This window comes from Caldimonas brevitalea, from assembly GCF_001017435.1.
In the GTDB taxonomy this organism is placed as follows: Bacteria; Pseudomonadota; Gammaproteobacteria; order Burkholderiales; family Burkholderiaceae_C; genus Caldimonas; species Caldimonas brevitalea.
Map to the genome: position 1 here is coordinate 5,541,090 of NZ_CP011371.1, position 14,248 is coordinate 5,555,337.

Consider the following 14,248-nt stretch of genomic DNA (forward strand, 5'->3'; position numbering starts at 1 on the left):
ATTCTGACAAGAGCAGGTATATAACTGCCACTGCGAGGAGACGGAAAGTGAGCAAGATCCCGGCCCAAGGAACCAGCAGTGACGCGTCCGCCGCGACGAGTGCCTCCACGACCGCCGCCGACAAGCCGGCAGCGAAGGCAGCCTCCGTGAAGGCGCCCAAGGCTGCAGCTGCCGCTGATGCGGACACCGGCGACAGCAGCAGCTCGTCGAGCGCTGCGTCGGCACCGACCAAGGCGGCCGCGAAGAAGAGCGCCGGTGCCAAGACCGCCGCCAAGAAGGCTGGCGCGAAGGCGGACCCGATGCTGGCGACAGGCGGGCCTGAGACCGGCGCCGCGGCCGAAGCGCCCGCGGCACCGCCCACGGCAGTACGCCCCACTTCCTCTTCTACATCCATGACCAAAACATCTGCTACCGCGGTACTCGATCAGCCCCGCTCCACCATGCCTCAAGCCGACCCCAAACTCGCCTCTGCCTGGAAAAACAAGTCCGGGCGGGAACTGACAGACGCCGAAGTGCTCGCGATGCCTGAAAGCGAGTACATGAGCGATCAGCAACTCGAATTCTTCCGGGCCAAGCTGGAAACGCTGAAAGAAGATCTGCTCAGCAACGCCGGCGAAACGACGGAACATCTGCGCGAAGACACCACCATCGTCCCCGACCCGGCCGACCGCGCCACCATCGAGGAAGAGCACGCGCTGGAACTGCGCACGCGCGACCGCGAGCGCAAGCTGCTGAAGAAAATCTCGCAGGCGCTGACCCGCATCGAGGCCGGCGATTACGGTTTTTGCGACGAAACTGGCGAACCTATCGGCCTTGGCCGGCTGATTGCCCGCCCGACCGCTACACTCTCCCTGGAAGCTCAACAACGGCGTGAGCTCAAGCAAAAGCTGTTCGGAGATTGATTTCTCCCGCGAGCCATGTCGGACCCGAAAGACAAAGACAACGAGAGTTTCTTGCGCAAGGTGGTGCGGTTCGTCGCGAATCCGACCACTGACTGGGCCGACTTGAACTCCAACAGCACCGAGTCGCGCGAGAGCGAATACGCCAAGTCCGAGCTGAAGGCGATGATCGAGCGCAAGCGGCGCAACGATTTCGTGCGCAAGCGCGAGTTCGACATGCTGCGCAAGGTGCGCCGCGAAGGCCTGACCGAAGCGACCGTGGGAGTGCTCGAGGCGACGTCCAACCTCGACGAGAACGACCGCGACCTGGTCGCCCGCTCCGACGTGGGCGTCGTGAAGGCCAAGATCGACGAAATCGAGCAGCAGATGGTCGGCGAATCGATCGGCTCGCGCCGGTCGCCGTCCTTCTACAACGCGCCGACACAGCCGGGGCCGCTGCCGGAGTTGCTACCGCAGCCGACACCGCTGACCGAGCCGATGACACCCGTGGCACCGCGGGTCGAGCCCGCGCCAGCCAAGGCGGCCTCGCCGTCCGGGCCACCGCCGAATGCCACGGTGCCGGTGCTGGGCGCCCCCATCCCGGGCTTCCCCGACACCTTTGCCGTCGAAGTCAGCGAGGTCGCGCACGATCCTGAGCTCGACGAGGCCGTCATCGCGTTCGCCAACGCCGATTTCACGTCGTGCGAGCAATCGCTGTCGGAGCTGATCAAGCCGGGTGCGAGCCGGGCCCAGCACGCTGAGACCTGGATGGTGCTGTTCGACCTGTACCGCGCCACGGCCCAGCAATCCAAGTTCGAGAGCCTGGCGCTCGACTACGTGCACCAGTTCGGCTGGTCGGCGCCGCAGTGGTTCTCGCTGCCGCGCATGGTGGCCGAAGCGGCTGCGGAAGAAGCGCCTGCCGCCAGCGACGACAACAAGATCGAAGGCCAGGTGGGCTGGGTCTGCAGCGAAGTGCTCGACGTCGACACGGTCGCGCAGCTGCGCTCGCAGACGCTGCAGATGCCGCTGCCCTGGGTGCTCGACTGGGCGCCGCTCAGGAGCATCGACGCCGAAGCGGCGTCCAAGCTCAGCGAGGTGTTCCGCGGCTGGGCCCAGGACATGCTCGACATGCGCTGGCTGTCCGGCGAGCGCTTGTTCCTGGCGCTGCAAGACGCGGCACCGACCGGCGTCAAGGATGCCGACCCCGCCTTCTGGCTGCTGCGCCTCGACGCGCTGCGCCTGGCCAACCGGCCCGACCAGTTCGACGAAGTCGCGATCGACTACTGCGTCACCTACGAGGTGTCGCCGCCGTCGTGGGAAGCCGCCAAGTGCCAGGTCAAGATCGGCGGCGCCAGCGGCCACACCAACACCTCCGCCGCGCCGTTGTCGGTGGTGAGCGACGTCTCGACCAGCTTTGTCGAGTCGCAAATCATGGACGACCCGGCCGTGATCGAGGTCGCGTCGCTCGAATTGTCGGGCCAGCTGGTCGGCGACATTTCCGAAACCCTGCAGGTCCTCGACAAGGGCCTGGGCAAGGCGGCCATCGTCAAGGTGGCCTGCACGCGGTTGATCCGCGTCGACTTCATCGCCGCCGGCGACTTGCTGAACTGGGTGCTCAACCGGCGCGGCGAGAACCGCGCGATCCAGTTCGAAGAGACGCACCGGCTGGTGGCCTTGTTCTTCGGCGCGATGGGCATCACCGAGCACGCGCGCGTCAAGGTGCGCAACATCTGAGGCACGCGCCGCGGGGCCACCAGCGCCGCCGCGTGTCGCTTCCGTGTCGAGAGTATCAAGCGGCGCCGGCTTGAAGGATGGCCTCCCGGCCCCACCTCCTCATCACCGAAACGAGCCCTCCCATGGAACCCTATCACGGCACTACCATCCTCAGCGTGCGCCGCGGCAACACGGTCGCCCTCGGCGGCGACGGCCAGGTCACGCTCGGCACCATCGTCGTCAAGTCCTCCGCCCGCAAGGTCCGCAAGCTCTACCGTGAGCAAGTGCTGGCCGGCTTCGCCGGCGCCACTGCCGACGCCTTCACGCTGTTCGAGCGCTTCGAGGCCAAGCTCGAGAAACACCAAGGCCATCTGCAGCGTGCGGCCATCGAACTGACCAAAGACTGGCGCACCGACCGCGTGCTGCGCCGTCTCGAAGCCATGCTCGCGGTGGCCGACAAGGAAAGCTCCCTGATCATCACGGGCAACGGCGACGTGCTCGAACCCGAGTTCGGCATCGTCGCGATCGGCTCCGGCGGCGCCTATGCTCAAGCAGCGGCCCGAGCCCTGCTCGAGCACACCGAGCTGTCGCCCCGCGACGTCGTCAAGAAGTCGCTCGAGATCGCAGGCGACCTCTGCATCTACACCAACCAACACCACACGATCGAGTCGCTCGGCTGAGCCGCCGCCCGCCTCTATCGTGACGCCCGCAGAAAGAACCGCTCCATGAGTGCGATGACGCCGCAAGAAATCGTCTCGGAACTCGACCGCCACATCATCGGCCAGGCCCAGGCCAAACGCGCGGTCGCGATTGCGCTGCGCAACCGCTGGCGCCGCCAGCAGGTGGACGAGAAGCTGCGCCCCGAGATCACGCCCAAGAACATCCTGATGATCGGCCCCACCGGCGTCGGCAAGACCGAAATCGCCCGCCGGCTTGCCAAACTGGCCGATGCGCCCTTCATCAAGGTCGAGGCGACCAAGTTCACCGAGGTCGGCTACGTCGGCAAGGATGTCGATTCCATCATCCGCGACCTGGTCGACATGGCGGTCAAGCAGACCCGCGAAACCGAAATGCGCAAGGTGCGCACGCGGGCGGAAGACGCCGCCGAAGAGCGTGTGCTCGACGCCCTGGTGCCGCCGCCGCGCGGTGACTTCGGGCTCACCCCGTCGCACCAGGCACCCGACAACACCGCCCGCCAGACCATGCGCAAACGCCTGCGCGAGGGCGCGCTCGACGACAAGGAAATCGAGATCGACGTCGCCGACATCAAGCCCTCGCTCGAGATCATGGGCCCGCCCGGCATGGAAGAAATGACCGAGCAGTTGCGCGGCATGTTCGCCAACCTCGGCAACGGCAAGCGCAAGACGCGCAAGCTCAAGATCGCCGAGGCGATGAAGCTGCTGGTCGACGAAGAAGCCGCCAAGCTGCTCAACGAAGACGAGGTCAAGACGCAGGCACTGGCCAATGCCGAGCAGAACGGCATCGTCTTCATCGATGAGATCGACAAGGTCACCTCGCGTTCCGAAACGAGCGGGGCCGACGTGTCCCGCCAAGGCGTGCAACGCGACCTGCTGCCGCTGGTCGAGGGCACCACGGTGAACACCAAGTACGGCATGGTCAAGACCGACCACATCCTGTTCATCGCCTCGGGTGCTTTCCACCTGAGCAAGCCGAGCGACCTGATCCCCGAGCTGCAGGGCCGCTTCCCGATCCGGGTCGAGCTGGGCTCGCTGTCGGTCGACGACTTCGAAGCCATCCTGACGCAGACCCATGCCAACCTGACCAAGCAGTACCAGGCGCTGCTGGCGACCGAAGGTGTCACGCTCGAGTTCACGGCCGAGGGCATCCGCCGGCTCGCACAGATCGCCTACGACGTCAACGAGCGCACCGAGAACATCGGCGCGCGCCGGCTTTCCACGGTGATGGAGCGCCTGCTCGACGAAGTGTCGTTCGACGCCACCCGGCTGCAGGGCGAAACCGTCACCGTCGACGCCCCATACGTGGAAGGCAAGCTGGCCGAGCTGTCGAGGAACGAAGACCTGTCGCGCTACATCCTTTGAGGCCCACCGCCTCAGCGGACCACCGGGCGCTCGCTGAAGCGCCGCTCGGCCACCTTCAGCAGCCCGTCGAACACCAGCGACTCGACCAGCTCGAACGGCACCGTCAGGTAGGGCGCCATCTTCCAGCCCGCGCCGCCGGTCACGATGCAGCGCGGCGCCTCGCCGCAGTGCTGCACGATGTTGCGGTGCATCCGTTCGATGGCGCCGGCGATGGCGTAGGTGCCGCCGCTGGTGAGCGCATCGCTGGTGTTGGACGGGAAGTCGCGCACTTCGCCGGTCGGCACGTGCAGCCCGGCGGTGCCACTCTCCAGCGCCTTCAGCATGATGCCGTGCCCCGGCAGGATCAACCCGCCCAGGAAACGCCCGTCCGGGTCGATCGCGTCGACCGTGACGGCGGTGCCGACCATCACCACCAGCGCCGGCCGTGCCGGCCCGTCGCGCAGCAAACGCTCACGTGCTCCGATCATCGCCACCCAGCGGTCGGCGCCGAGGCGGGTCGGATGGTCGTAGCCGTTCACAAGGCCCGCCTCCGCCTGGCTCGACACCACCCAGCTGGGCACCACGTCCCACAGCTCCAGCTGCTCTTCCACGCGGTGGCGCACGGCTTCCCCGGCGACACAGCAGCCCAGCACCTGGTCGGGCGGCGGCAGCTCTTTCCAATCGCCGTCGGCGAGCTGGTGGATGGTTTCCAGAAAAGCGGCGCCATGCGCCAGCAACCGGGCTCCCGGGCGGGGCGATTCGTACTGCGCCCACTTCAGACGCGTGTTGCCGATGTCGATGGCGAGAAACATGTGGAGCGGATTATCCCGAATTCGCGCCGATCTGCCTGTCGGCGCCGCTTGTCAGGCCGGCACCCGCCCGGCATGCTGCACAGCAGGACCATCGCCCACCGCCGCAGCCCGGCGCCCGCCACCATGACCTCCCGCACCGCCGCTCCCCTCGACCTGCGCGCCGCCCAGGCGCTGTTGCGACCCTGGCAGATCGGCACCGCCGAGGGCCATCGCGCGGCGAACTCGTTCCAGCTCGCCGCGCTGGACCCCGGCGCCAAACCCTTCAGCAGCGGCGACAAGGCGCGCGACCGTGAAGCGCTCGGCGAGCAGGCGCTGCGGCTCGACGAACTGCAGGACCTGCTCTATGCCGACGGCCGTTACAAGCTGCTGGTGGTGCTGCAGGGCATGGACACCAGCGGCAAGGACGGCACCTTGCGCGACGTGTTCGGCCGTATGAGCCCGCAAGGTGTGCACAGTGTGTCGTTCAAGGCCCCCAGCACAGAGGAACTGGCGCACGACTTCCTCTGGCGCGTGCATGCCAACGTGCCGCGCAGCGGCGAACTGGTGGTGTTCAACCGCAGCCACTACGAAGATGTGCTGGTGCCCCGCGTGCGCGGCAGCCTGGACGCGGCCGAACTGCAGCGCCGCTACCGCCAGATCAACGATTTCGAACGCTTGTTGAGCGAATCGGGCACCGTCATCGTGAAGTGTTTCCTGCACATCTCGAAGGCCGAGCAGCTGCGGCGCCTGCAAGCCCGGCTGCAGAACCCGGCCAAACACTGGAAATTCGACTTGGCCGACGTCGAAGCCCGCAAGCACTGGGACGACTACCAAGCCGCCTACCAGGACGCCATCGCCGCCACCGGCACTGAATGGGCGCCCTGGACCGTGGTGCCGGCCGACTCGAAAACCCACCGCAACCTGATGGTGGCCACGCTGATCGAATCCACGCTGCGTCAAATGCAGCTGCGCCACCCGCCGGCGGCGCCCGGGCTGGCCGACCTGGTGCTCGAATAGCCAGCCCCCCGCCAGCCGGCCTCAGTGCACCGGCCGGCAGGTGCGCGGTCCATGCTGGGTCGCGTTCGGCGCGCGCCGCCACCGGTCGCGGCGCCGATGCAAGGTCGTCCCACGGTGGTACATCGGGTTCGGGTGCGGGCCGCCCGGGTCGAGCGGCTCCTCGTCCATCGGGTCCGGGTCGATCGGCTCGGACGGATCGGGGGCCGGCCCGGGGTGGAGCGGCGGCTCGCGGTGCATGGGCAGCGGCAAAGGGCAGTGCAGCCGGTTCATCACAGTTCCTCGTGGGGTCGTTCGGGCCCAATGGGAGCCCGTCCCTGATTGCTTGGCAGTCAGCGTGCCCTCCCTTTCCTTCGCGACCCCCGCCCTTGCCGCCCGCCCGTCGTTTTCCCGGTCGGCGCCCCGGGTTTGCCAGGCTTTGTGTTCCATGGGCCCGTGGCATGATTGACGTTGACGTAAACGTCAATTAACGACGTGGGCGGGCCGACAGTGCGGCCCGCGCACCAGGAGGCCCGATGACCGACCTGTCCGACGCCGCCCGTGTCCTCAGCAGCTACCGCCCGAAGCACAAGGTGCGCTTCGTCACGGCGGCCTCGCTGTTCGACGGGCACGATGCCTCGATCAACATCATGCGGCGCATCCTGCAGAGCATGGGTGCCGAGGTGGTGCACCTCGGCCACAACCGCTCGGTCGACGAGGTGGTCACCTGCGCGCTGCACGAGGACGCCCACGCCATCGCCATCAGCTCCTACCAGGGCGGCCATGTCGAGTACTTCAAGTACATGATCGACCTGCTCAAGGCCCGCGGCGGCGAGCACATCCAGGTGTTCGGCGGCGGCGGCGGTGTGATCGTGCCGCCCGAGATCCGCGAACTGCAGGCCTATGGCGTGGCCCGCATCTACAGCCCCGAGGACGGGCAGCGCCTGGGCCTGCAAGGCATGATCGGCGAGATGCTGATGCGCAGCGACCGCGACCTGGGCGCCGACGCACCGCAGCACCTGGGCGCCCTGCAGGGGCACGGCGACGCCGCCTGGCGCGCCCTCGCCCGCCTGATCACCGGGCTCGAGAACGGGGCCGTGCCGCCCGAGCTGCGCCAGCGACTGCAGGCCGAGGCTGCCGGCGCCCGCGTGCCGGTGCTGGGCATCACCGGCACCGGCGGCGCCGGCAAGTCCAGCCTGACCGACGAACTGATCCGCCGGCTGCGGCTCGACCAGGATGACCGGCTGCGCATCGCCGTCATCAGCATCGACCCGTCGCGACGCAAGAGCGGCGGCGCCTTGCTGGGCGATCGCATCCGGATGAACGCGATCGGCCCCTGGCGCGACGGGCCGCGCGTCTACATGCGCAGCCTCGCCACACGCGACTTCGGCTCCGAGATCAGCCAGGCGCTGCCCGACGTGGTGGCCGCCTGCAAGGTGGCCGGCTTCGACCTGGTGCTGGTCGAAACCTCCGGCATCGGCCAGGGCGACGCCGCCATCGTGCCGCACGTCGACGTGCCGATGTACGTGATGACGCCCGAGTTCGGCGCTGCCAGCCAGCTCGAGAAGATCGACATGCTCGACTTCGCCGAGTTCGTCGCGATCAACAAGTTCGACCGCAAGGGTGCGCTCGACGCCTTGCGCGACGTCGCCAAGCAGGTGCAACGCAACCGCGAGGCCTTCGACCGGCGCCCCGACGACATGCCGGTGTTCGGCACCATCGCGAGCCGCTTCAACGACGACGGCGTCACCGCGCTGTTCCAGGCGCTCAAACCCCGTCTCGCCGCCCTGGGCCTGCCGCTGCGCGAGGGCCGGCTGCCGAGCGTCTCGACCCGCTACAGCAGCCAGCAGACACCCATCGTGCCGCCGGCGCGCACGCGCTACCTGGCCGAGATCGCCGAGACGGTGCGAGGCTACAAGCGGCGGGCGCGGCAACAGGCCCAGTTGGCCCGCGAGACGCAGCAGCTGCGGGCCGCCGCAGCCATGCTGCGCGCTGCCGCCGGCGCTGCCGACGCGGTGGACCGTCTACAGCAACTGGCCGAACAGCGCGAAGCCCAGCTCGAGGCGCACGCACGCGAGCAGCTGCAGCAATGGCCGCTGCTGCAGCAGGCCTACGCCGGCGACGAACACGTGGTGAAGGTGCGCGACCAGGAGATCCGCACCTCGCTGGTCCACACCACCTTGAGCGGCACCCGGCTGCGCAAGGTGGCCCTGCCCGCCTACGAGGACCACGGCGAACTGCTGAAGTGGCTGCTGCTCGAACACCTGCCCGGCCGTTTCCCCTACACGGCCGGCACCTTCGCCTTCAAGCGCGAGGGCGAGGACCCGACCCGCATGTTCGCCGGCGAAGGCGACGCCTTCCGCACCAACCGGCGCTTCAAGCTGTTGAGCGAGGGCATGCCGGCCAAGCGCTTGTCGACCGCCTTCGACAGCGTCACGCTCTACGGCCACGATCCCGACCGGCGCCCCGACATCTACGGCAAGGTCGGCAACTCCGGCGTCAGCATCGCGACGCTGGACGACATGAAGGCCCTCTACGACGGCTTCGACCTGTGCTCGCCGCAGACCTCGGTCAGCATGACGATCAACGGCCCGGCGCCGACGCTGCTGGCGATGTTCATGAACACCGCGATCGACCAGCGCGTCGACGCCTTCACCGCCGAGCACGGCCGCCCGCCTGATGAGGCCGAGCGGGCCGAGCTGCGCGCCTTCGTGCTGCAGAACGTGCGCGGCACCGTGCAAGCCGACATCCTCAAGGAAGACCAGGGCCAGAACACCTGCATCTTCAGCACCGAGTTCAGCCTCAAGGTGATGGGCGACATCGCCCAGTACTTCGTCGAACACCGGGTGCGCAACTTCTATTCGGTCAGCATCAGCGGCTATCACATTGCCGAAGCCGGCGCCAACCCGATCTCGCAGCTCGCCTTCACGCTCAGCAACGGCTTCACCTTCGTCGAAGCCTATCTGGCGCGCGGCATGCACATCGACGATTTCGCCCCCAACCTGAGCTTCTTCTTCAGCAACGGCATGGACCCGGAGTACAGCGTGCTGGGGCGCGTGGCGCGGCGCATCTGGGCCGTCACGCTGCGCGAGAAGTACGGCGCCAACGATCGCAGCCAGAAGCTCAAGTACCACGTGCAAACCAGCGGCCGCAGCCTGCATGCGCAGGAGATCGCCTTCAACGACATCCGCACCACCCTGCAGGCTCTGATCGCCGTCTACGACAACTGCAATTCGCTGCACACCAACGCCTACGACGAAGCCATCACGACGCCCACCGAAGAGAGCGTGCGCCGCGCGATGGCGATCCAGCTCATCATCAACCGCGAGTGGGGCCTGGCGAAGAACGAAAACCCGAACCAGGGCGCCTTCGTGATCGACGAACTGACCGAGCTGGTCGAAGAAGCCGTGCTGGCCGAGTTCGACCGGCTGGCCGAGCGCGGCGGCGTGCTGGGCGCGATGGAAACCGGCTACCAGCGCGGCAAGATCCAGGAAGAGAGCCTGCACTACGAGATGCTCAAGCACACCGGCGAGCTGCCCATCGTCGGCGTCAACACCTTCCGCAACCCGCAGGGCGATACGGTGCCCGAGCAGCTCGAGCTGGCCCGCTCGACCGAGGCCGAAAAGCAGTCGCAGCTGACGCGTTTGCACCAGTTCCACGAGCGCCACGCCGCCAGCGCCCCGGCGATGCTCGCGCGCCTGCAACGCGCGGTGATCGACAACGACAACGTCTTCGACGTGCTGATGGACGCGGTGCGCGTCTGCTCGCTGGGGCAGATCACCGCAGCACTGTTCGAGGTGGGCGGCCAGTACCGCCGCAGCATGTAAGACAGCAGACCCTTCAGATCTTCAGCACCGGCCGGCGCACCCGCAGCCGGTGCCCCGTTGCATCCCGGCAAAGGAGATGTAAAGCCTACCGATTCGACTCCCGACCAGCGCCCATGGCCGCACGTCGCCCGGCCGCATTTGCCGCGCGCCACTCTGGCAAGGCATTTGCCGGAGCCTTGGACACCACTCAAGGAGAGCGCCATGAGAGCCCTGCGTTGGCACGGGAAGAAGGACATTCGCTGCGACCACGTGCCGGACCCTCAAATCGAGGACGGCCGCGACGCCATCATCAAGGTGTCGAGTTGCGCGATCTGCGGTTCCGACCTGCATTTGTTCGATGGTTTCATGCCCGGCATGGAGTCGGGCGACATCATGGGCCACGAGTTCATGGGTGAAGTCGTCGAGGTCGGCCGCGACAACAAGAAGCTCAAGGTGGGCGACCGCGTCGTCGTCCCCTTCACCATCTGCTGCGGCGAGTGCGACCAGTGCCGGCGCGGCAACTTCTCGGTGTGCGAGCGCAGCAATCGCAACAAGCACCTGGCCGACAAGATGTTCGGCCATACCACCGCCGGCCTGTTCGGCTACACCCACCTCACCGGCGGCTACCCGGGCGGACAGGCCGAATACGTGCGGGTGCCGTATGCCGATGTGGCGCCGGTGAAGATCCCCGACGGCCTGACCGACGAGCAGGTGCTGTTCCTCGGCGACATCTTCCCGACCGGCTGGCAGGCCGCCGTGCAGTGCGACATCCAGCCGACCGACACGGTCGCGGTGTGGGGTGCCGGCCCGGTCGGCCAGTTCGCGATCCGCAGTGCCGTGCTGCTGGGCGCCAAGCAGGTGGTGGCGATCGACAACGTGCCGGAGCGGCTCAGCATGGCCAAAGCCGGCGGCGCGATCACGATCAATTTCGACGAAGAGAGCGTGGTCGAGCGGCTGCAGGAACTGACCCAGGGCAAGGGCCCCGAGAAATGCATCGACTCGGTCGGCATGGAAGCGCACGCCACCCGCTCGATCGACTCGATGTACGACCGGGCCAAGCAGGCGGTGATGCTCGAGAGCGACCGCGCCCACGTGCTGCGCGAAATGATCTACGTGTGCCGCCCGGCCGGCGTGATCTCGATCCCCGGCGTTTACGGCGGCCTGGTCGACAAGATCCCCTTTGGCGCGCTGATGAACAAGGGGCTGACGATCCGCACCGGCCAGACCCACGTGAACCGCTGGACCGACGATTTGCTGCGCCGTATCCAGGAGGGGCAGATCGACCCGTCTTTCGTGATCACGCACACCGTGGGCCTCGAGCAGGGGCCCGAGATGTACAAGACTTTTCGCGACAAGAAGGACGGCTGCATCAAGGTCGTGCTGAAGCCGTGATTCGAGGAGCTACTGCCATGCAAACCACCCAACGTAAACAAGTTTGGCGCCGCACCCAGACGGCCAAGGCCGCGCGTGGCCTGGCCTGGTTCAGCATCGGCCTGGGCGTGGCCCAGGTGTTGATGCCGCGCGTGATGAGCCGGCTCTCCGGCGTGCCGGGCGGCGAAGCCTTGATGCGGGCCTATGGCGTGCGCGAGATCGCGACCGGCGTCGGCATCTTGTGGGGCGGCCATCCGGCGCGGTGGATGTGGGGTCGGGTGGCGGGTGACGCGCTCGACGTCGCAACGCTCGCCGCCGCCCACCTGACGCCCGGCAACCCGCTCGCCGGGCGTGCCAAGGGGGCGCTGGCGGCCGTCGCGGCGGTCACGGTCGCCGACATCGCCACCGCGCGCGCCTTGCAGGTCGAGCAGCGCCAGCTGTCGCGCCCGGTGGCCGACTACAGCGACCGCAGTGGCCTGCCGGCCGACGCCGAACAGATGCGCGGCGCGGCGCTGGACGACTTCGAGGCACCGGCCGACATGCTGACGCCGGAAGCGCTGCGGCCCTACCCAGAGGTGCGCGCGTCGATGTGAGCCAGGCGGGCTGCCGCGAGACGGCCCGGGCGCGCGAGAATGCGCGCCCATGGATTCCCTCTCCCAACTCGCGCTCGGTGCCGCCGTCGGCGTCGCCGTCATGGGACGGCGCACCGCCGTCTGGAAGGCCGCCTTGTGGGGCGGCGTGTGCGGCACGCTGCCCGACCTCGACGCCCTGATCGGCCGCGGCGACCCGATCAGCGACATGACCTACCACCGCACCGAGAGCCACGCGCTGTTCTACCAGACGCTGCTGGCCCCGGTGCTCGCCTGGCTCATCGCGCGGCTGCAGGGCGAGCGCGAGCACTGGCGGCGCTGGTGGCTGATGGTGTGGCTGGCGCTGGTCACCCATCCGCTGCTCGACCTGATGACGGTGTACGGCACCCAGCTGGGCCTGCCGTTCACCGACCACCCCTATGCGGTCGGCAGCGTGTTCATCATCGACCCGCTCTACACGCTGCCGCTGCTGGTCGGCCTGGCCGCGGCGCTGATGCGCCCGCAAGGCCGGGGCAGGGCCTGGAACACGGCCGGGCTGGTGTTGAGCACCGCGTATCTGGCCTGGGGCGCCGCGGCACAGCAACATGTGACATCGATCGCGCGGGCGTCGCTGCCCGCGGACGAGCAGGCCTCGGCCCGGTTGCTGGTCACGCCCACGCCCTTCAACACCGTGCTGTGGCGGGTGGTGGCGGTCACCCCCGACGGCTGGCGTGAAGGCTACCACTCGCTGCTCGACGCCGAACCCCGGGTGCACTTCGAACCCTACCCACGCGGCAACGAACTCTACGCACCGGTCCGCGACAACTGGCATGTCGCGCGGCTGGCGTGGTTCTCGAAAGGCTTTTTCAAGCTGACCGAGCAAGGCGGCGAACTGCGCATCAGCGACCTGCGCATGGGCATGGAGCCGTATTACACCTTCACTTTCACGGTCGCCGAGCGACGTGGCGGCGCCTGGGTGGCGGTGCCGCCGCGCCTGATCCAGCAGCGGCCGGACCTGAAGCGGGGCCTTGCGTGGCTGTGGCGGCGTGCGCTCGGAGACCCGGCGCCGCTGGCCCGCTGAGGCGCCCGCCCCGGCCGCTCGCTCAGCTGCCTTTCGCCTGCAGCCCTTGCACCGCGGTGACGGCGGCCTTCACGGCGCCGGGGTCGAGGGTCAGGTTGACGTGACCGACGCCCGGCAGCAGCGTAACCGGCCAGTCCTGGCCCTGCGCGCGGAACTCGGCCGCGAGCTTCTCGGTGTAGAACACTTCGTCATCGGCGCCGGCCAGCACCGCGCAGGGGCGCTTCACGCCGCGGATGTCGGCTGCGTAGTCGCGGTGCGGCCGGAAGTTGGCCGCCAATGCGAACGAATATTGCGGCGTCAGGAAGCGTTTCGCTTCCTCGCTGACGGCGAACTGGGCGACGGGCAGGTGGTTGAACGCCTTGAGGCCGATCTGGTTGAGCACCGAGAGCGCGACGACGCGCGGAACACCGACCTCTACCCAGCCCCCGCTCTTGGGCCGGTACGTCGGCGCGTCCTGGCTCAGGAAAGGCGACAGCAGCAAACAGCTCTGAAAGACGTCTTGCCGAGCGCCACCAACGAAGCGCAGCACGAATCCACCGCCGGCCGAGAAACCGACCAGCGTCGAGGGCCGGGGCGGTTGGACCGCGGCGACGAAAGCGCCCAGGTCCTCCTCCAACTGCCCGATGTCGTCGATGCGACCTCTTGTCCCCGACTCGCCATGTCCGCGCATGTCCAGCGCGTAGGTGTCGTAGCCGGCACCGGCGTAGCCCTTGGCCAGCACGTGCATGCTGCTGCTGTTGCCCGACGACCCATGCACCAGGACGACGCTGCCGGGGAGTGCCGAGCCCGTCGCGCGATACCGGCGGTAGGCCAGCGAGGCCCCATCGTTGCCGCGGAAGCGCTGCAGCGGCGGCAAGTCAGAGAAATCGACCGCCCTGAACGGGTTGTTGATGCTCTGCATGGCGGCCGGCGAGGCGGGGCCACCGAACACGATGGCGGCGGCCAGGGCGGCCACAGCCACCAAGACGATCAGAACCAAGGTTTTGAGGAGCGCGGAGAATTTCATC

General features: G+C 68.0%; 12 protein-coding genes. 9 read left to right on the top strand and 3 right to left on the bottom strand.

Features of this window, described 5'->3' with window-relative positions:
- Positions 1-56: 56 nt before the first annotated feature.
- From dksA to hslU, 4 genes are all read left to right on the top strand, one after another.
- Positions 57-902: an RNA polymerase-binding protein DksA gene (dksA, locus tag AAW51_RS29490; protein WP_083438735.1), complete on the top strand. Its 846-nt coding sequence runs from the start codon at positions 57-59 to the stop codon at positions 900-902.
- A gap of 15 nt (positions 903-917) precedes the next feature.
- Positions 918-2,612, top strand: coding sequence for a hypothetical protein (locus AAW51_RS23495; RefSeq protein ID WP_047196556.1), 1,695 nt, complete (start codon positions 918-920; stop codon positions 2,610-2,612).
- A 122-nt stretch (positions 2,613-2,734) separates the two neighbouring features.
- Positions 2,735-3,271: an ATP-dependent protease subunit HslV gene (gene hslV, locus AAW51_RS23500; protein WP_047196557.1), complete on the top strand. Its 537-nt coding sequence runs from the start codon at positions 2,735-2,737 to the stop codon at positions 3,269-3,271.
- 45 nt (positions 3,272-3,316) lie between these two features.
- Positions 3,317-4,651: an ATP-dependent protease ATPase subunit HslU gene (hslU, locus tag AAW51_RS23505; RefSeq protein WP_047196558.1), complete on the top strand. Its 1,335-nt coding sequence runs from the start codon at positions 3,317-3,319 to the stop codon at positions 4,649-4,651.
- A gap of 11 nt (positions 4,652-4,662) precedes the next feature.
- Here the strand turns inward: hslU and AAW51_RS23510 are convergent, their stop codons facing one another.
- Positions 4,663-5,442, bottom strand: a complete 780-nt coding sequence (locus AAW51_RS23510; protein ID WP_047196559.1) for a type III pantothenate kinase — start codon at positions 5,440-5,442, stop codon at positions 4,663-4,665.
- A gap of 123 nt (positions 5,443-5,565) precedes the next feature.
- Here AAW51_RS23510 and AAW51_RS23515 point away from each other — a divergent pair, with 123 nt between their 5' ends.
- On the top strand, positions 5,566-6,438 hold the full coding sequence (locus AAW51_RS23515) for a polyphosphate kinase 2 family protein (RefSeq protein ID WP_083438736.1): 873 nt from the start codon (positions 5,566-5,568) through the stop codon (positions 6,436-6,438).
- A 21-nt stretch (positions 6,439-6,459) separates the two neighbouring features.
- Here AAW51_RS23515 and AAW51_RS23520 read toward each other — a convergent pair whose 3' ends face one another.
- Positions 6,460-6,708: a hypothetical protein gene (locus AAW51_RS23520; RefSeq protein ID WP_047196560.1), complete on the bottom strand. Its 249-nt coding sequence runs from the start codon at positions 6,706-6,708 to the stop codon at positions 6,460-6,462.
- Between the two features lie 242 nt (positions 6,709-6,950).
- Between AAW51_RS23520 and icmF the strand changes: the two genes are divergently transcribed.
- The 4 genes from icmF to AAW51_RS23540 all read left to right on the top strand — a co-directional run bounded on the left by icmF (position 6,951) and on the right by AAW51_RS23540 (position 13,241).
- The gene (gene icmF / locus AAW51_RS23525) at positions 6,951-10,241 is read left to right on the top strand and encodes a fused isobutyryl-CoA mutase/GTPase IcmF (RefSeq protein WP_047196561.1); all 3,291 of its coding nucleotides are present in this window, start codon (positions 6,951-6,953) and stop codon (positions 10,239-10,241) included.
- Positions 10,242-10,442: 201 nt separating this feature from the next.
- On the top strand, positions 10,443-11,612 hold the full coding sequence (locus AAW51_RS23530) for a zinc-dependent alcohol dehydrogenase (protein WP_047196562.1): 1,170 nt from the start codon (positions 10,443-10,445) through the stop codon (positions 11,610-11,612).
- 17 nt (positions 11,613-11,629) lie between these two features.
- Positions 11,630-12,184, top strand: a complete 555-nt coding sequence (locus AAW51_RS23535; RefSeq protein ID WP_047196563.1) for a hypothetical protein — start codon at positions 11,630-11,632, stop codon at positions 12,182-12,184.
- Between the two features lie 49 nt (positions 12,185-12,233).
- Positions 12,234-13,241, top strand: a complete 1,008-nt coding sequence (locus AAW51_RS23540; protein ID WP_047196564.1) for a metal-dependent hydrolase — start codon at positions 12,234-12,236, stop codon at positions 13,239-13,241.
- 22 nt (positions 13,242-13,263) lie between these two features.
- On the opposite strand, the gene AAW51_RS23545 is transcribed toward AAW51_RS23540, so the two are convergent.
- On the bottom strand, positions 13,264-14,247 hold the full coding sequence (locus tag AAW51_RS23545) for an alpha/beta hydrolase (protein ID WP_047196565.1): 984 nt from the start codon (positions 14,245-14,247) through the stop codon (positions 13,264-13,266).
- Position 14,248 lies beyond the last annotated feature (1 nt).